At 65.1% G+C, this 17846-nt stretch carries 18 protein-coding genes; 1 reads left to right on the top strand and 17 read right to left on the bottom strand.

Going from position 1 to position 17846, the window contains the following annotated elements; all coding sequences use genetic code 11:
• Positions 1 to 18: 18 nt before the first annotated feature.
• The 12 genes from J2W23_RS22815 to J2W23_RS22760 all read right to left on the bottom strand — a co-directional run bounded on the left by J2W23_RS22815 (position 19) and on the right by J2W23_RS22760 (position 12494).
• On the bottom strand, positions 19 to 1917 hold the full coding sequence (locus J2W23_RS22815; protein ID WP_307650363.1) for a glycosyltransferase family A protein: 1899 nt from the start codon (positions 1915 to 1917) through the stop codon (positions 19 to 21).
• Positions 1914 to 2441, bottom strand: coding sequence for a M48 metallopeptidase family protein (locus tag J2W23_RS22810; RefSeq protein WP_307650362.1), 528 nt, complete (start codon positions 2439 to 2441; stop codon positions 1914 to 1916). The genes J2W23_RS22815 and J2W23_RS22810 overlap by 4 nt, the downstream gene beginning before the upstream one ends.
• Positions 2438 to 3709, bottom strand: coding sequence for an Hsp70 family protein (locus tag J2W23_RS22805; RefSeq protein ID WP_307650361.1), 1272 nt, complete (start codon positions 3707 to 3709; stop codon positions 2438 to 2440). Before J2W23_RS22805 ends, J2W23_RS22810 begins: the two co-directional genes overlap by 4 nt.
• A 2-nt stretch (positions 3710 to 3711) precedes the next feature.
• Positions 3712 to 5250: a lysine--tRNA ligase gene (gene lysS / locus J2W23_RS22800; protein WP_307650360.1), complete on the bottom strand. Its 1539-nt coding sequence runs from the start codon at positions 5248 to 5250 to the stop codon at positions 3712 to 3714.
• Positions 5251 to 5413: 163 nt separating this feature from the next.
• Complete coding sequence (locus J2W23_RS22795; protein ID WP_307650359.1) at positions 5414 to 6151, bottom strand: cephalosporin hydroxylase family protein; 738 nt, start codon at positions 6149 to 6151, stop codon at positions 5414 to 5416.
• A 283-nt stretch (positions 6152 to 6434) separates the two neighbouring features.
• Positions 6435 to 7280, bottom strand: a complete 846-nt coding sequence (locus J2W23_RS22790; RefSeq protein ID WP_307650358.1) for an NAD-dependent epimerase/dehydratase family protein — start codon at positions 7278 to 7280, stop codon at positions 6435 to 6437.
• Positions 7277 to 8503, bottom strand: a complete 1227-nt coding sequence (locus tag J2W23_RS22785) for a class I SAM-dependent methyltransferase (protein ID WP_307650357.1) — start codon at positions 8501 to 8503, stop codon at positions 7277 to 7279. The genes J2W23_RS22790 and J2W23_RS22785 overlap by 4 nt, the downstream gene beginning before the upstream one ends.
• The gene (locus J2W23_RS22780) at positions 8500 to 9060 is read right to left on the bottom strand and encodes a dTDP-4-dehydrorhamnose 3,5-epimerase family protein (RefSeq protein WP_307650356.1); all 561 of its coding nucleotides are present in this window, start codon (positions 9058 to 9060) and stop codon (positions 8500 to 8502) included. The genes J2W23_RS22785 and J2W23_RS22780 overlap by 4 nt, the downstream gene beginning before the upstream one ends.
• The gene (gene rfbG / locus J2W23_RS22775) at positions 9041 to 10114 is read right to left on the bottom strand and encodes a CDP-glucose 4,6-dehydratase (RefSeq protein WP_373423976.1); all 1074 of its coding nucleotides are present in this window, start codon (positions 10112 to 10114) and stop codon (positions 9041 to 9043) included. Before rfbG ends, J2W23_RS22780 begins: the two co-directional genes overlap by 20 nt.
• Positions 10111 to 10884, bottom strand: a complete 774-nt coding sequence (rfbF, locus tag J2W23_RS22770; protein ID WP_307650354.1) for a glucose-1-phosphate cytidylyltransferase — start codon at positions 10882 to 10884, stop codon at positions 10111 to 10113. The genes rfbG and rfbF overlap by 4 nt, the downstream gene beginning before the upstream one ends.
• Positions 10881 to 11753, bottom strand: a complete 873-nt coding sequence (locus tag J2W23_RS22765) for a hypothetical protein (RefSeq protein WP_307650353.1) — start codon at positions 11751 to 11753, stop codon at positions 10881 to 10883. Before J2W23_RS22765 ends, rfbF begins: the two co-directional genes overlap by 4 nt.
• A gap of 93 nt (positions 11754 to 11846) precedes the next feature.
• Complete coding sequence (locus J2W23_RS22760) at positions 11847 to 12494, bottom strand: LON peptidase substrate-binding domain-containing protein (RefSeq protein ID WP_307650352.1); 648 nt, start codon at positions 12492 to 12494, stop codon at positions 11847 to 11849.
• A 49-nt stretch (positions 12495 to 12543) separates the two neighbouring features.
• On the opposite strand from J2W23_RS22760, the gene J2W23_RS22755 reads away from it, so the two are divergent.
• Complete coding sequence (locus tag J2W23_RS22755) at positions 12544 to 13104, top strand: YggT family protein (protein ID WP_013540009.1); 561 nt, start codon at positions 12544 to 12546, stop codon at positions 13102 to 13104.
• A gap of 88 nt (positions 13105 to 13192) precedes the next feature.
• On the opposite strand, the gene accD is transcribed toward J2W23_RS22755, so the two are convergent.
• The 5 genes from accD to truA form a co-directional block, all read right to left on the bottom strand.
• On the bottom strand, positions 13193 to 14065 hold the full coding sequence (accD, locus tag J2W23_RS22750; protein WP_013540010.1) for an acetyl-CoA carboxylase, carboxyltransferase subunit beta: 873 nt from the start codon (positions 14063 to 14065) through the stop codon (positions 13193 to 13195).
• Positions 14066 to 14127: 62 nt separating this feature from the next.
• Complete coding sequence (gene trpA / locus J2W23_RS22745; protein ID WP_307650351.1) at positions 14128 to 14973, bottom strand: tryptophan synthase subunit alpha; 846 nt, start codon at positions 14971 to 14973, stop codon at positions 14128 to 14130.
• The gene (trpB, locus tag J2W23_RS22740; RefSeq protein ID WP_307650350.1) at positions 14973 to 16259 is read right to left on the bottom strand and encodes a tryptophan synthase subunit beta; all 1287 of its coding nucleotides are present in this window, start codon (positions 16257 to 16259) and stop codon (positions 14973 to 14975) included. The genes trpA and trpB overlap by 1 nt, the downstream gene beginning before the upstream one ends.
• A gap of 48 nt (positions 16260 to 16307) precedes the next feature.
• Positions 16308 to 17009 carry a phosphoribosylanthranilate isomerase gene (locus tag J2W23_RS22735; protein WP_307650349.1) on the bottom strand — a complete coding sequence of 234 codons (702 nt, stop codon included), beginning with the start codon at positions 17007 to 17009 and terminating at the stop codon, positions 16308 to 16310.
• Positions 17006 to 17827, bottom strand: a complete 822-nt coding sequence (gene truA, locus J2W23_RS22730) for a tRNA pseudouridine(38-40) synthase TruA (RefSeq protein ID WP_307650348.1) — start codon at positions 17825 to 17827, stop codon at positions 17006 to 17008. Before truA ends, J2W23_RS22735 begins: the two co-directional genes overlap by 4 nt.
• Positions 17828 to 17846: the final 19 nt, after the last annotated feature.

Here is a 17846-nt window from a genome sequence, read left to right as displayed (position 1 = left end):
GGCAATCTCTTGCCGGGGTCAGTTCCTGAATACCCGGGCGGGCAGCTGATTGGCGGCGGGGGCCAGGAAGGCCGCCACCTCTTCGTGCGCGAACTGCCGTTCCAGCCAGGCCTTGTCGGCCAGGCCCGCGTTGAAGAAAACGCGCAGGAGTCGCAGAGCCTCGTGCCGCAACGCGCGCGTCAGCGTCTCGTGTTCCACCGGTTGCAGTTCGGGCGTGCTGGAGGGCCTGAAGCAGGCGCGTGCCAGCGTGGCGAGGAGGTGCTCGGCAAATTCGAGCGTCGGAGGCCACAGGTGCGCGTAGAGCCTGGCGATCTCGTTCACGTCCTTGCCGCTGCATTGGGGAAGCAGGTAGGCCAGCACCAGCGTACGGGCGCGCATGGCAAGCGCTGCCGCCCGAGCGGGATCGGCGACGGCGGGCAACGCGACAGGCGTATGAAGCATCTGGGGAATGACCGCGAAACGCGCGCCGGCCGCGGCACTCTTGCAAAGCAGGTGCAGGTCGTCGTGAACGGTGAACTCCGGGTCGTGTCGCACGCCGCTGCGTTCCAGAAAGCTCCGGCGCACCATGCACGCCGACAGCAGCAGGGGATGGGGTCCCAGGTATTCCGCGACGATGTCCTGGTGCCTTTCCGCAAAACGCAGTGGGCCGTCGCCCGTCTCGCACCAGCAACCCACGATATCGATCGCGGGACGCGTTTCCAGCAGCGCGACCTGGCGCTGCAGGCGTTCGGGTGCCGCCACGTCGCCGGCATCGAGAAACACGACGTAGTCGCCCGTGGACTGCGCCATCGCCATATTGCGGGCGGTGGCCCGGTCGAATGCCACGGGCAGCTGGATCAGATGGATATCGGGGAAGGGCGGGGTCGCGAGGACGGCATCGAGCGCCTTCGAATCGGTAGGCGCGACGAGCACGACCTCCAGCTTGATATCGCGCTGTGCTGCCAGGCTCTGCAAGCTGCGTGACACGGCTTCCGGTGACGCGCCCAAGGCAAGGCAGACGCTCACGCGCGGCAGTTCGGTGGCAACGAACCGGTCGGCCTGCTGGGCGCGCCAGTCGAGAAAGCGTTCGATCGCGGGGCCGACAAGCGGCGGAGCCCAGGGACGGGTGAATCTGTCGAGCCCCTCCCGCTCCAGGACGGCACGGCGTGGGGCGTCCGCGAGCAGTTCTTCCACGGCTTCCACCAGCCGCTCGTACGGCGCCCCGACGACGGCTTCTCGCATCCATGGCTCGATTTCGCTGTCGGGGTAGAGCTCGCAGACCACGGCCTTGCGGTGCCGCATCAGGATGGACAGCCGCGGGACTTCGACGATGCGCGAGTCTTCCCAGTTGTGAAAATTGAGGACTACCTTGGCGCGGCGCACGTAGTCGTTGCGCTCTTCCAGCGTCCAGTGGCGGCCGCGGTTGAGCTCGACGCGCAGGCCGCGCGCGATCAGCTTCTCGAGAAGAACGATCCTGCGGCGCGTGAGCGAGCCGAAGAACACGACGTCGATGTCCTGCTGCTCCTCCGGCAGGATGTCCGCGAGCGGCACGACCTGCGCTGCGCCAGGCTCCCAGCCCAGCGCGACATAGTCTGCGTTGCGGTATCCCAGTTCGAGATTTCTCTGGAAGTTCGACTTGCTGTACTCCCAGACATAGGCGCGCTTCAGCACATCGAGGTACTTCTCGGACCATGCGTGCGTTCCGGGCACCATCGGTTCGAAGTTGACGATGATGCAATCGGGGTGGTGCGGCTGGATCTCGCTCCACGGCATGTCCCAGAAAAAGAACAGGATGTTGATGACACCCGGTTCGATGTGGCAATGGGTGTAGGTGGTCGGGTAGCCGAGCCGCTCGATCGCCAGCCTGAAGGCTTCGACGATGTCGCCACAGACTTCTTCCTGCGACAGCGAGGTGAGGTGAAGTCTGGGCAGCGTCATGGAGGTGTGATGGGGGCCTCGTGCGACCAGAGGCGTTGCCCGCCCAGGTCCAGATGCGTCAGGTACAGTCTGAGATCGAACTCGAATCGATGATAGTCCGGCTCCATGTGCGTGCATAGCGCGTAGAAAGCCTTGTCGTGGGCCTTTTCCTTGGTGTGCGCCAACTCGTGCACAACGATCATGCGCAGCAGGTCGAGTGGCACCTCCTTGAACAGGCTCGCCACCCGGATCTCCCGCTTGGCCTTGAGCTTGCCGCCCTGGACCCGCGACACCGTGGTGTGCGTGCCCAATGCATTGCGGATCACGTGCAGCTTGTTGTCGAACATCACCTTGGCCAGCGGCTCTGCCTTGCGCATGAACTCGTTCTTGAGCCCACCCACGTAGTCATAGAGCGCCCGGTCCGACTGGATGTCGTGCGTGCCGCCGGGATGGCGCTGGCTCAGCAGCGCCGCCAACTTGTCTTGCGCGATCAGCTGGCTGACCTGTTCCTGCAGGGCTGCCGGGTAGCCCGCAAGGTATTTCATGTCCGGCGCCGTTGCGGCGTCGCGCAGGCCAGCCCGGTGGCCACGCCGCCGAACAGATCGCCTTCGACCAGGTTCACGCCGGCAAAGCTCCTGCGAAGCGCATGCTGGAACGGGCGCAGCGCCGACGAGCCGCCCGTGAGGTAGATCGCATCGAGGTCGCCGCTGCGCAGGCCCGCGCGCTTGACGCAGGCATGCGCGCAGGCGATCACGTTCTCGAGCTGGGCGGAAAGCTGTTGCGCCATGTCAGCCGGCGAGAGCGTGGCCGTCAGCCCCGGTTCTGCGCACGAGAGGTCGATCGAGGTCTGAACATCGGTGACCGAGGCATCGATCTTGGCTTGCTCGACGGCGCTGGCGATGCGGTGGCCGTGCCGCTCTTCCAGCACCGTCATCAGCCGGTCGTGCAGTTGCGTGTCGGCATAGCTGGTGCGCAGCTCCTTCGCCTGGCGAACCGCCTTGGCGGCATAGAGCCAATTGATCAGGTGCCACGACGACAACTCGAAGAACACCTTGCTCGGCACCTCGCGGCCCTGGGGACCGTGGTGGCGAAAGCCGAACTCGGGCATCACGCGTTCGAGGTTCAGGCGCTGGTCGAAGTCGGTGCCGCCGATGTGCACGCCGCTGGTGGCCAGCACATCGTCGCTGCGGTCGGTGCGCGTGGCGCGGTCCGGACCCACGCGCACGACCGTGAAGTCCGAGGTGCCGCCGCCGATGTCGACGATCAGCACCACCGATTCCTTCGTGATGCGTTGCTCGTAGTCGAAGGCGGCCGCGATCGGTTCGAGCTGGAAAGCCACGTCGCGAAAGCCTGCCGCCCGGGCCGCATGGCGCAGGCTCTCTTCGGCGCGTTCGTCGCGCTTCGAATCGTCGTCCACGAAGTGAACGGGCCGCCCGATCACGACCTGCTCGGGGATTCGGCCGAGCTCGCGCCCGGCGCGCGCCGCCAGCTCGCGCAGGAAGCGCGCGATGATGTCCTCGAAGCTCACGAGCCCGTCGTAGACGGCCGTTTTCTCCTGCATCAGCGTACTGCCGAGCAGGCTCTTGAGCGACCGCATCAATCGCCCCTCGACACCCGAGAGGTACAGGGCGACGGCTTCGCGGCCGAAATGCGTGGTGCGGTCTTCGGCATTGAAGAAGATCGCAGTCGGCAGCGTGGTGGCCGTGCCCTCGATGGGCAGCAGGCGGGCGACGCCGTCGACCCGGCAGGCCACGGCGGAATTGGAGGTGCCGAAGTCGATGCCGATCGTCGGCAGCGACGACGGTGAGGGCACGATCAAGACTCCCTGCGCAGCGCCGGGAACAGGATCACGTCGCGGATGCTCGGCGAATCGGTCAGCAGCATCATCAGCCGGTCGATGCCGATGCCGCAGCCGCCGGTGGGCGGCATGCCGTATTCGAGCGCACGCACGAAGTCATGGTCGTAGTACATGGCTTCGTCGTCGCCGCCGTCCTTGGCGGCCACTTGCGCGTTGAAGCGCGCGGCCTGGTCTTCGGCGTCGTTCAGCTCGCTGAAGCCGTTGCCGAACTCGCGGCCTGTGATGTACAGCTCGAAGCGCTCGGTCACCTCGGGACGTTCGTCGTTGGCGCGCGCCAGCGGCGAGATCTCGGTCGGGTGTTCCATGATGAAGGTCGGCTGCCAGAGCTTCTCTTCGACGGTCTCCTCGAAGTACATCACCTGCAGGCTGGCGAGGCTGCGCTGCGAGAGCTTGTCCTTTTCTTCGCTCAGGCCGATCTTGCGCAACGCGTTGATGAGCCAGGCCGTGTCGTCGACCCCATCGCCGGCGTCGGTGTACTTCAGGATCGCTTCACGGATCGTCAGGCGCTCGAAGGGCTGGGTCAGGTCGACGGGCTTGCCTTGGTAGGTGAGCTGCTGCGTGCCGACTGCCTTGTCGGCGATGGTGCGGATCAGAGTCTCGGTGAAGTCCATCAGGTCGCGGTAGTTCCAGTAGGCCGCGTAGAACTCCATCATCGTGAACTCGGGGTTGTGCCGCACCGAGATGCCCTCGTTGCGGTAGCTCCGGTTGATCTCGAACACGCGCTCGAAGCCGCCGACGATCAGGCGCTTCAGATACAGCTCGGGCGCGATGCGCAGGAACATCTCCTGGTCGAGCGCGTTGTGGTGCGTCTTGAAGGGCTTGGCGTTCGCACCGCCCGGAATGGGGTGCAGCATGGGGGTCTCGACTTCGAGGAAGTCATTGGCGACCATGAATTCGCGCAGGGCGCTTACGGCCTTGCTGCGTGCGGTGAAGCGCACGCGGGCCGCTTCGTCGGTGATGAGGTCGACATAGCGCTGGCGGTACTTCTGCTCCTGGTCGGCCATGCCGTAGAAATCGCCGGGCAGCGGGCGCAGGCTCTTGGTGAGAAGACGCAGCTTCGTCACCTTGACCGAGAGCTCGCCGGTCTTGGTCTTCATCAGCGTGCCTTCGGCACCGAGGATGTCGCCGAGGTCCCAGCGCTTGAACTCTGCGTACGCTTCTTCGCCGACGGCATCGCGCGTCACGTAGAGTTGGATGCGGCCCGTGGCGTCCTGCAAGGTCGCGAAGCTGGCCTTGCCCATCACGCGCTTGAGCATCATCCGGCCCGCCACGCTGACGGCAATGGCCTGCGCCTCGAGGGCTTCGGCTTCGATCGCATCGTGCGCTGCAACGAGCGCCGCGGCGCGATGGCCCGGCTTGAAGTCGTTGGGGAACGCCACGCCCTTGCCCTCGACCTGCGCGGTGCGCAGCAGCTTGAGTTTTTCGCGGCGTTCGGCGATGAGCTTGTTGTCGTCGACGGGAGACGGGGAAGAAGGAGGGGGAAGTTGATCGGACATGGGAAGCGGGTGAGGCGCAACAGAAGCGTGCGCGGCCCGGCATTTTAGCCGATCGGAATCAAACGAAACTGGGGCCCAGCGCCCACCAATTCTGCGCAATGCGCTATTAAAAGAAGAGCATATCGTTGAGTCGCACCTGTCCTTTCAAACGCAATCGCGCGGTCTACTTCACGCGCTTGAGATACCCGTCCGGCGCGACGCTGATCATCAGCTTGTTGTCGATGGCACGGTCGATCTCGAACTCCGGGTGCGTCTTGAGATATTCGTGGACGGCCGTCTTCGGGTTGTCACCGGGCCCCCAGGGGCGGTCCGGGAACATGTCCATGGGCAGGTGCTCCACAATGGTGTCGAACACCACGCAATAGCTTCCCACTGTTGCGAGCGGCGCATAGGCTTGCAACTCCGCCAGCACATGGGCGTGGGTGTGGTTGCTGTCGAGACAGACGAGAACGCTCTTTTTCCCGGCGGCTTTCTGTTGCACCTGGGCGATGACTTCGGCAGCGATGCTCGAGCCTTCGATCATCGTGATGCGCCTGGACATCGGGTGTGCCTCGATGGCCTTGCGGTTGTGAGCGCGGATGTCGATGTCGAGTCCCAGCACCTGCGCATCGGCCGGTCCGCCGCAGGCGGCGTTCAGTTCCAGCATGGCGGCCGAGAAGATCAGCGATCCGCCGTGGGCGATGCCAGTTTCCAGGATCAGGTCGGGCTGCACGCGCCAGATGATCTCCTGCATCGCAATCATGTCTTGCGGGTACTGGATGATGGGGCGCCCCATCCAGGAGAAGTTGTAGGAGTACCCGGCCCTGAAGGACGAAGTCATCAGGCTTTGCGCGTCGCGGCTCAGCGCCTGATCGGTTCCGTTGTTTGCGATGCGTTGCGCGACTTCGGCTTCAAAAGTCATGTTGGCCTACCTTAAAGAGACGGATTTGATGATGGGACTGCCTGGCGATTTCATCGACGTAGTTGGAGTTCATGACGAACACCAGCGAATTCACGGGCAAGGCTTCGAGCACTTGCTGCGGGGATGGAACTTCCAGGCCCGCTCCCGCACTGTACCGGCCTCGTGGTGCGGTCTTGAACCAGGTCCACGTTTCCTCTCGGCGAAGACCGGGCCGCCGAGGCATTTGCATAGACCTTGTTCTGCAGCACGGGCACGTTGTCGATGCGAAGGAGTTCGCGATGCATCAGGAGTTCTCCAGCAGTTGCGCAAGCTTGACGTTGCTTCCCCAGAACTCCATGGGCTCGTACGCAGGATAAGGGTAGTGCCCGAGGGCCAGCGTCATCGGCCAGGAATGAGTGGCAAGCCATCCTTCCACGAGCGAGCGTACCGAGGTCGGGTGCCCCGCGCAGACATTGACGATTCCCGCATCGGTCGGCTTGCAAGCCAGTGTGGCCAACGCCTGGGCGACCTGTGAAACATGCAAATAGTCCCGCAGTTGTTCCCCGCCGGACATCCTGAAGACCTTGTCGCCACGAGCGCCTGCGGCGACGAATTGGCTATAGAGCGAAGAGGGCGCCTGCCCCTCTCCATGCATGTAGAAAAGTCGTGCCCAGGTCAATTGGAAGTGGCTGCTGCCGCGCAGGAATTCGAGTTCGCGTCGCAAGGCGTCCTTGGCGAAGCCGTAAGGGTTGCCCGGATTCGTCGGCAGCGACTCGTGCAGCTCGCCGGATTGCATTCCGTATTCGAAGCAGGTGCCCGCGCACAGCAGCGACGGGAGCCCGGCATCGACCAACCCACGCAAGAACCGGTACTGAACATGGAGCTCGGATTCGAAATGATGCCGCGCCTGGTAGTTCGGCAGTCCATGCCAGGCGAGATGAACGACAACATCGGGCAGGCCCAGTTTCGAGAAATCGTCTGGCGACGGTGCGGCGAGGTCGAGCACCACATGGCGGATTCCTTCGGGCAACCAGTCGTCGCCGGCGGGCCGACGGGATGCAGCGATCACTTCGACATCCTCGGCCCGGGCAAGGGCCTGCAGGACATGGCGTCCGACGAACCCGCTGGCGCCAGTGACTGCGATCTTCACAAGACCTCGATCGCCGGCACGGCGGTTGCAAATCTCCCGCCCCATTCCCGGATGTAGGCGAGCTGCTCCATCACCTCCGTCCGGAGATTCCAGGGCAACACCAGGACGTAGTCGGGCCGCTCGCGCTTCAGGTGCACCTCGTCGACGATCGGGATCCTGCTTCCGGGCATGAAGAGATTCTGCTTGGCGGGGTTGCGGTCCACCACCCAGGGCAGCAGGCCGCTGCGCACGCCCGCGTAGTTGAGCAGCGTGTTGCCCTTGGCCGCGGCCCCATAGGCGCCGACGCGCTTGCCGCTTCGACGGGCATCGATCAGGAACGCCATCAGGCCGTCGCGGACGTCGTCCGCACGCTGCTGGAAGCCCTGGTAGTAGGCGGCGGTGGCAACACCCGCCACATCTTCCGCGGCCAGCACGCGCGCCACGGCGGCTTCGACCGGGCGTACGCCGGTGTCCTGCCGCTGGGCAAAAACACGCAGGCTGCCGCCGTGGGTTTCGAGCTGCTCGACATCGAACACGCGCAACCCGTTCGCTTCGAACAGCCGGATCACCGATGTGAGCGACAGATAGGAAAAGTGCTCGTGGTAGATGGTGTCGAACTGGCATTCGGCCACCATCCGCATCAGGTGCGGAAATTCGAAAGTGGCAACGCCCGCCGGCTTGAGCAGGTGCGCAAAGCCTGCGACGAAGTCGTTGATGTCGGGCACATGGGCCAGCACGTTGTTGGCGGCCGTCAGGTCGGCGCTCTTGCCGGCGGCCACGAGTTGCCGGGCCAACGCCACGCCGAAGAATTGCTCGACGATCTCGATCCCTTTTGCGCGCGCGGCGCGCGCGGTGCTGGCGGTCGGCTCAATGCCCAGGCAAGGGATTCCCGCCTCCTTCACGTACTGCAACAGGTAGCCATCATTGGCCGCGACCTCGACCACGTGCGATGCCGAGCCCAGCGCGAAGCGGTTTGCGGACTCGCTCACGTAGCGCCTGGAATGGGCCAGCCAGCTCGTGGAGAAGGAACTGAAATACGCGTAGTCGCCGGAGAACAGATCGGCGTGATGCGCATAGTCTTCGGTCTGGACGAGCCAGCAGTACGTGCATGTGAAGACGCGCAGCGGATACCACTTTTCAGGTGCCGCCAGCTGCTCGGCGCGCAGGTAGGCATTGGACGGCGGTGCCGTGGCGAGGTCGATGAACGGCAAGCTCAGCTCGGCGTGGCAATGGCGGCACTTCATGCGGCAAGACCTGTGAAATCGGAAGAGAGAAAGGGATGGCCGGCATCCCGCTCGGACACGTCGGCAAACGCAAGCGGCCACGCGATGGCGAGCGCCGGGTCGCGGGCGTTCAATGCGCCTTCGGCTGCGGCGGCGTAGGGGGTCGAATGCAGGTAGAGCAACTCGGCGTCGTCGCTGAGTGCCTGGAAACCATGCGCAAAGCCCTTGGGAATGAGCAGGCTGCGTGCGTTCCCCGCGCTCAGCACTTCGCCATGCCAGTGAAGAAAGGTCGGGGAGCCCTGGCGCAGGTCGATGGCCACGTCGAAGATCTCGCCGTGCAGGCAACTCACCAGCTTGTCCTCGGCGTGCGGCGGATGCTGGAAGTGCAGGCCGCGCACCGAGCCGCGCCGTTGCGTCAGCGTGTGATTGATCTGCGCCACGGGCCCGGCGAAGCCGGCTGCGGCAAGTTCTTCGGCACAGAAGAAGCGGCTGAAGAAGCCGCGCGCATCTTCGAGCTTCTGGCGCTGCACGCAGACAAGGCCAGCCAATGGCGTGGTGTCAATGCCGAACCGGGCCATGAGCGGCGTCCTGGTAAGCCTGTATCTGTGCTTCGCACACCTGCTGCACGTCCGTGCCGGCGCGCCATGCCCGGTGCCATTCGACGGTCTTGTCGAGCGCGGTATCGAGGCTCCAGCGCGGCTGCCAGCCCAGCGTGCTGCGCGCCTTGCTGCTGTCGAGCTTGAGGAAGTTGGCTTCATGGACCGTGTGGTCGGGCGTTTCGTGCCAGCGGCTTTCGGGCAGCTTGCGGACCAGCGCATCGAGCAGTGTGCGAACCGGCACAGCATCGTCGTCGGCCGGGCCGAAATTCCAGGCCTGTGTGAAGGCCGGATCGCCGCCGGCCAGATGTTCGGCCAGCAGCAGGTAGCCGCCGAGCGGCTCCAGCACGTGCTGCCACGGACGCGTGGCCCCGACATGGCGGACCTCGAGCGGCAGAGCCGCATCGGCGGCACGAAAGAAATCGGGCACCAGGCGATCGACGGCCCAGTCGCCACCGCCAATCACATTGCCGGCACGCGCCGTGGCCACCGCCACGCCGGCCTGAGCCAGGAACGATGCCCGGTAGGCGGCCGTCACCAGTTCGGCACAGGCTTTGCTGCTGGCATAGGGGTCCAGCCCGCCGAGCGGCTCGTTCTCGCGATAGCCCCAGGCCCATTCGCGGTTCTCGTAGACCTTGTCGGTCGTCACGCTGACAAGCGCGCGCACGCTGGGGCATGTGCGCACGGCTTCCAGCAGATGAACCGTGCCCATGACATTGGTCGCATAGCTTTGCACCGGCTGGCGGTAGGACTCGCGCACCAGCGATTGCGCGGCAAGATGGAACACGACATTGGGCGCCGCCTTCTTGACCGCGTCCTGCAGCGCGGCAAAGTCGTTCAGGTCGCCCAGTGTGTGCCCGGCCAGCGCATCGGCCACGCGGGCTTCGGTGAAGAGATTGGTCTGCGTCGGCGGGGGCAAGGCGTAGCCGTGGACTTCGGCGCCGGCACTTCGCAGCCAGAGCGCGAGCCAGCTGCCCTTGAAGCCCGTGTGGCCGGTGACCAGAACCCGCTTGCCACGCCAGAACGCGGTATTCATGTCCATACCTTCCAGGGCGCGGTGTGGGTTGCCCACAGCTGCTCCAGGTGCATCTTGTCGCGCAGCGTGTCCATCGGCTGCCAGAATCCGCCGTGCTCGAAGGCTCGCAACTGATCGTCCGACGCGATCTTCGCCAACGGCTCGCCTTCCCAGCTGGCCTGGTCGCCATCGATGTAGTCGATGCATTTCGGCGACAGCACGAAGAAGCCGCCGTTGATCCAGCCGCCGTCGCCACGCGGCTTCTCGATAAAGCCGCGCACCGCATCGCCGTCACGCTCCAGCGCACCATAGCGCCCGGCGGGCTGGACGGCCGTGACCGTGGCCAGCCGGCCATGCAAGCGGTGAAACGCGATCAGCTTGCCGATGTCGATGTCCGCCACGCCGTCGCCGTAGGTGAAGCAGAACGCATCGTCATCCTGCAGGTACTTTTCCACGCGCTTGAGGCGGCCGCCCGTCAACGTGTCCTCTCCGGTATCGACGAGTGTCACCTTCCAGGGCTCCGCCTTGCGCTGGTGAACGTGCATCTCGTTGCTGCGCATGTCGAAGGTCACGTCGGACATGTGGAGAAAGTAGTTGGCGAAATACTCCTTGATCACATAGCCCTTGTAGCCGCAGCAGATGACGAAGTCGTTGATGCCGTGGGCCGAGTAGAGCTTCATGATGTGCCAGAGCACCGGCTTGGCACCGATCTCGATCATGGGCTTGGGCTTCAGGTGCGTCTCTTCCGAAATGCGCGTGCCCAGGCCGCCCGCAAGGATGACTGCTTTCATGCTGGAAGTCCCTCTCCAGGGTGGCCGAATACGCGGTACTGGCTGTTTTCGCTCAGCGTGCACATGTAGCCGATGTTCTGCGCAGGCAGCTCGCAGGCCGTGCCGTCGGGGTTGACGCCCGAAACGGGCCATCCGAGCTCCTTGAGCAGCAGATAGCTGGTGAGGCGCTCCGTGAAGAAAGACAGTGCGCGTCGTTGATACCCGTCATGCGGGTCGACCGGAGCGTGCCGGGTCAGGAATTCATCCACGACCGGACGCAGGCGCTCCAGGATGCCGATGTAGAGATGGCAGGGAAAGACACCGAATTCGATTCCGCCCGGAATGAAGATCCCCGCGCCGAAGAAGGTCGTGATTTCGGACTCGTGCAGCACCTGCCGGTCGATGGCGATGCGCGACAGCAGGAGAAAGTCCGCGACATGGTGGCAGGCGGCGTACTGGGCCAGTATCCCTTCGCTCATGATGAAGGGATGCGGCATCAGCAGATCTGTCGCGTAGCTCGCGAAAAGCTCGGATACCTGCTCCTTGCCAAAGGGCATGCCCAGCATGCGCATGAACGGGTAGTTGATGGAAGGCTCGCCAATAGGGGTCGGCGAAATGAGCTTGCGGTACTGAAAGACACAGACCGATCGACCCTCCGTCGGGCGGCCCTGGAGCAATTCGCTGATGTACAGCGACCCCGCGGTCCCGGTGAGATAGGGATAGAAGTTGTCGCCGTTCAGGCTGCCCGTACCAATGGTGCGCTGCGAGTCGCGGATGTTCAGACGACCGTCGGCCTGGTACTTGCCCGTGGCAACGACTTCGACGTGGTCCGGCAGATCGAACCATGGTGGTTCGTGCGCGATGCAAAAGAAGTAGTCAGGACCTGGCATGGCGGATTTTCATGGTCACGGCTCGTCGGGGCGGCGCATCGTGCACCGGAATCCCGAGCTTAACGTTGCGCGGCGCGCTTCCGGCGCAGGAGGTCAGCTGGAAATCCCTGTACGCGCCAACAAATCACTCACCAGTTCGAGCCGCATCAGCGGGCTGTCGAGCTCCATCAACCGCTGCCGCAGTTCGAGCTGCATCGGCACCAGCTCGCACCAGCGATTGGCCACCCAGCCGCAGTCGTCGAACCGGTAGGGCTCGCCGATGGGCAGCCGCACCGTCTCGGCGCCCTGGGCCCTGCGGCGTTCTTCGAGCGTGTCGACCAGGCGCCGCAGCGCGGCGGCCGTGTGCCGGAGGTCGTCGGGAATTTCGAGCGCGACGTCTTCGATCACGGCTTCCACCTCGGCAACCCACAGGCCGTGCTTCTGCAGTTCGGTGCTGCGAACGCGAAAGCGCTGGGTGCCGATGCATTCGATCTGGAGCAGGCCGCTTTGCGGCGATTCGAATTCGCGGATGACGGCCAGCGTGCCGATGGCGGCAAAGCTTTCCGCATCGGCGCCGGCTTTGCGGACCTCGCTGCCGCTTGTGAGGCTGACCACGCCGAACGGCGCGTCGGCCTTGCGGCATTTGCCGATCATGTCGAGATAGCGCACCTCGAAGATGCGCAAAGGAAGCAGGCCGCCCGGGAACAGGACCGTACCGAGCGGGAACAATGGCAGTGAATGCAAAAGGGGCTGTGTCGTCATCGAAAAACCTTGCATGGCTATCATCGCATTCCGCTCACGACCGCGCCCCATGCTCTACCAGATTCCTTCGTTCCTTCTCGACGTGATCGTCGGCCTGCTCGGCGGCGCCTGCCTGCTGCGTCTCTACATGCAGTACCACCGGGTGCCGTTCGGCAATCCGCTCGGGCGCTTCATCTTCGCGATCACAGACTGGATCGTGCTGCCGCTGCGGCGCATCGTGCCCTCGGTCAAGCGCTGGGACCTGGCGAGCCTGATCGCCGCCTGGCTGTTGGTGCTGCTGAAGTTCCTGCTGCTGTGGCTCCTGATCGGTAACCTCGGCCGCATCGCCACCTTGCCGCTGGTCTCGTTGGTGGGATTGCTGCAGCTCGCGATTTCGGGGTTGACCGCGCTCCTGGTGGTCTATGCCGTGCTGTCCTGGGTGCCGGGCGCTTCGCCGATGCTGCTCGACCTGATTTCTCGGCTGGCCGAGCCGCTGGTTCGACCGTTTCGCCGCTTCATCCCGCTGATCGGCGGCGTGGACCTGTCGCCCCTCGCCGCCATCGTGGTGCTGCAGGTGATTGCGATCGTGCTGAGCAATTTGCTGGTGTTTGCCTACCAGCTGACTTTCTGAGTCGCAGCAGGCAAGCAAGCAAGCAAACAAACAAAAAAAAGGGCCCGGGTGCATTGCACCCGGGCCCTATTGTTTTGGCTTGTCGCGTTCAGCTCACTGCGTCGGCGGGCTGGCGCAGCAGCATTGCCAGCGTACTGGCGATGGTCTTGCGCAGTTCGCGGCGGTCGCTGATGAAGTCGATTGCGCCCTTGGTCTGCAGGAACTCGGCGCGCTGGAAGCCTTCGGGCAGCGTCACGCGCACGGTCGATTCGATCACGCGCGGGCCGGCAAAGCCGATCAGCGCCTTGGGTTCTGCAATGACCACGTCGCCCACGAAGGCGAAGCCGGCGCTCACCCCGCCCATGGTCGGGTCGGTCAGCACGCTGATGTAGGGCAGGCCCTTCTTTGCCAGGCGCGTGAGCGCGGCGTTGGTCTTGGCCATCTGCATCAGCGAGAGGAGGCCCTCCTGCATGCGCGCGCCGCCGGTAGCGGTGAAGCAGATGAACGGCACCTTCTGTTCGATGGCGGTCTCGACGCCACGCACGAAGCGCTCGCCGACCACGCTGCCCATGCTGCCGCCCATGAATTCGAATTCGAAGCAGGCAACGACCACGTTGATGCTGTGCACCGAGCCGCCGATGACGACCAGGGCGTCGGTCTCGCCGGTGTTCTCCAGCGCTTCCTTGAGCCGTTCGGGGTACTTGCGACTGTCCTTGAACTTCAGGGCGTCGACCGGGAGCACTTCCTGGCCGACTTCGTAGCGGCCTTCGGCATCGAGAAAAGCGTCGAGCCGCGCGCGGGCGCCGATGCGGTGATGGTGGCTGCAGCTCGGGCAGACGTTCTGGTTGTGTTCCAGGTCGGTCTTGTAGAGCACCGTTTCGCAGGCCGGGCATTTGATCCACAGGCCCTCGGGCACCTGGCGGCGCTCGGCAGGGTCGGTTTGTGCGATCTTGGCGGGTAGCAGTTTTTCAAGCCAGCTCATAGGACTCCGGAATTAGCTCCCCTCTCCTTGGGGGAGAGGGGCTGGGGTGAGGGCAACCGAGATTATCGGCCAGCCGCATTCTTGGGGGTAGCCGCCGGCAGGGCATCCAGCGCCTCGCGGATGCCGGCGAGGAATTCACGCACCGCGGGCACCACCTTCTCGCGCGGTTGCCCGTCGATCAGCTGGATGATCTTGGTGCCGATCACGACGGCGTCCGCGGCCGAGCCGACCGCCTGCGCCGTGCGTGCGTCGCGGATGCCGAAGCCCACGCCGACCGGGATGCTCACATGCTGGCGGATGCGCGGGATCATCTGGCCGACCGCCTCGGTGTCCAGGTGGCCCGCGCCCGTCACGCCCTTGAGCGACACGTAGTAGACATAACCGCTCGCGATGCGCGCGACCTGCGCCATGCGCTCGTCGGTGCTCGTGGGCGCCAGCAGGAAGATCAGGTCGATGTTCGCCGCCTTCAGGTCCGCGGCGAAGGCCTCGCACTCCTCGGGCGGGTAGTCGACCACCAGCAGCCCGTCGACGCCGGCTGCCGACGCATCGCGGATGAAGGCCTTCTTGCCGTGCACGAGGTCATAGCGCTCGACCGGATTCGCATAGCCCATCAGCACCACGGGCGTGGTCGCGTCCTTCTGGCGGAAAGTGGCGACGATGGCGAGCACCTGCTTCATGCCGACGCCCAGTGCCAGTGCGGCTTCGCCGGCCTTCTGGATCACGGGGCCGTCGGCCATCGGGTCGGAGAAGGGCACGCCCAGCTCGATCACGTCGGCACCCGCTTCGACCATGCCGTGCATCAGCTCGGGCGTGATGTCGGCGAAGGGGAAGCCGGCGGTGACGTACGGAATCAGCGCCTTGCGGCCCTGCGCTTCGAGTGCCTTGAAGGTAGCGGCAATACGGCTCATCACTTGCCTCCCTTCACGCTCAGGCCGCGCATCGAGGGGCGGTCGTAGAAATCGACGCCCGACAGGTCGGCGACGGTGCCGATGTCCTTGTCGCCGCGGCCCGAGAGGTTCACCAGGATCGACTGGTCCGGGCGCATGGTTTTCGCGAGCTTCAGCGCGTAGGCCACGGCGTGGCTGGATTCGAGCGCGGGAATGATGCCCTCCGTCCGACACAAATAGTGGAAGGCTTCTAGCGCCTCGACGTCGGTGACGCCCACGTATTCGGCGCGGCCGATGTCGGCCAGGTACGCATGCTCGGGGCCGACGCCGGGGTAGTCGAGGCCGGCGCTGATGCTGTGGGTCTCGGTGATCTGGCCGTCTTCGTTCTGCAGCAGGTAGGTGCGGTTGCCGTGCAGCACGCCCGGGCTGCCGCGCAGGATCGAGGCCGCGTGCTTGCCGCTGTCCAGGCCTTCGCCCGCCGCTTCCACGCCGATGAGCCGGGTGTTGGCGAACGGAATGTAGGGGTGGAAGATGCCGATCGCATTGCTGCCGCCGCCCACGCAGGCGACCACCACGTCGGGCTGCTTGCCCTCGGCTTCGCCGGTGACGCCGTCGGCCGCGAGCATGGCGGGCATCTGGGCTATGCACTCGGTGCCGATCACGCTCTGGAAGTCGCGCACCATCGTCGGATAGGGGTGCGGGCCGGCCACGGTGCCGATGATGTAGAAGGTGTTTTCCACATTGGTGACCCAGTCGCGCATCGCCTCGTTGAGCGCGTCCTTCAGCGTCTTGCTGCCCGATTCGACGGGCACCACGGTCGCGCCGAGCAGGTTCATGCGATAGACGTTGGGGCTCTGGCGCTTGACGTCCTGGCTGCCCATGTAGACCACGCATTCGAGGCCGTAGCGTGCGCAGATGGTGGCGGTGGCCACGCCGTGCTGGCCGGCGCCGGTCTCGGCGATCACGCGGGGCTTGCCCATGCGCCGCGCGAGCATCGCTTGGCCGATCACGTTGTTGATCTTGTGGGCGCCGGTGTGGTTGAGGTCTTCGCGCTTCAGGTAGATCTGCGCGCCGCCCATTTCGCGGCTGGTGCGCGCGGCGTGGTAGATCGGCGAGGGCCGCCCGACGAAGTGCTTGAGCTCGTAGTGGAATTCGGCGAGGAACGCCGGGTCTTCCTTGAACTTGGCGTACGCGTCGCGCAGCTCGTTGATCGCGTGGGTGAGCGTTTCGCTCGCGAAGGTGCCGCCGTAGTTGCCGAAGTGGCCGGTGGCGTCGGGTTGCTGGTAATCCTGGAAATTGCTTTGCATGGTTCTCGATCGTTGGGCCGCAGCCCGAATGACGATCGGGTGCGGCGGCTAACTGGAGAAGGACGAGGCGTCTGCCGCTCTGACTGCGGCGACGAATTGCCGGATCTTTCCGGCGTCCTTCAGGCCCTTGTTCCCGGGACCGTCGATTTCGACGCCCGAGCTCACATCAACGGACAGCGTCTTGCAGCGTGTCCGCAGGATGCGAATGCCATCGCTCACGTTTGCAGGTGTGAGCCCACCACTCAAGACGAGGTGAGCGTCGACGGCGGGTGGAAGAAGTGACCAATCGAAAGCCTTGCCGCCACCGCCATAACCTTCGACATGGGCGTCGAGCAGGATGGCCTGGGCGTGGGAGTAATCGGACGCGTATTTTACGAGGTCGAAGCCGGCGCCGGCAGCCCCCAGCGGAATCCGGGCGGCGCGCATGTAGCGAAAGCGCCCCGGGCCGCTGGCTTCTTCGCACTGCTCGGGCGTTTCCTCGCCGTGGAACTGCGCGATGGCGCCCTTCACACGGGCGAGCGATGCTATGACTTTGGGAGCGTCCTCGTTCACGAACAGCAGCACTGGCGTGATGAAGGGGGGCAGGCGCGAGGCGAGTTCGGCGGCACGCTCGGCCGTCACGGCGCGGGGGCTTTTCGCGTAGAGCACGAAGCCGATCGCGTCGGCACCGGCCTCGACCGCAGCATCCACGTCGGCCTCACGCGTGAGGCCACAGATCTTGATGCGGGTGCGAGGGTGGGAGGACGTCATGGCGGGCCATCATAAGGAGCACCGCCGGCCTGCAGCGTGGCCTCGGCCGGCAGACCCCACTTGGCGTCGTACAACGGGCCGAGGAAGTACAGGCCATCCGCCGAGAAGGTCGGCGCCGCGACCTTGCGGCTGCGTGCCTCGAGCACCTCGGCGATCCATTCGGGCCGCTCGTCGCCGCGGCCGATGCGCACGAGGCAGCCCATCAGGTTGCGGATCATGTGGTGCAGGAAGGCGTCGGCCTCGAACTCGAAATGCCAGCGGCAGCGCTCGCCTTCACCGACCCGCGTGATCTCGATGCGGCGCAGGTTCTTCACGGGCGACCTGGCCTGGCAGGCCGAGGCGCGGAACGAACTGAAGTCATGCGTGCCGATGAGCATGGCGGTGGCTTTTCCCATCGCTTCGCCGTCGAGCGGATGCATCGACCAGCCGACACGGCCCGAATCGAGGCTCGGCCGCACGGGCGATTGCGACAGCACGTAGAGGTAGCGGCGCGCGAGGGCGCTGGCGCGGCAATGGAACTCGTCGGGCACCGGCTGGGCCCACTGCACCGCGATGTCGTCGGGCAGGAAGCGGTTGGTGCCGCGCATCCAGGAGAAGGGTTCGCGTTCGACCTCGGTGTCGAAGTGCACCACCTGCATCAGCGCATGCACGCCGGCATCTGTGCGGCCGGCGCACAGCGTGGCGATGCGCCCGGACGGATCAGCGGTGAACTTCGCGAGGGCTGCCTCGAGCTTGTCCTGCACCGTGCGGCCCGAGCGCTGGCTCTGCCAGCCCTCGTACGCCTGGCCGTTGTACCGGATGCCGAGCGCCAGCCTCACGAATTCAGGGACGGGGACA

This window comes from Variovorax boronicumulans (assembly GCF_030812215.1).
In the GTDB taxonomy this organism is placed as follows: Bacteria; Pseudomonadota; Gammaproteobacteria; order Burkholderiales; family Burkholderiaceae_C; genus Variovorax; species Variovorax boronicumulans_C.
The sequence above is the reverse complement of the archived record's forward strand: the minus strand, read 5'-3'. Positions and strand labels throughout refer to the sequence as shown.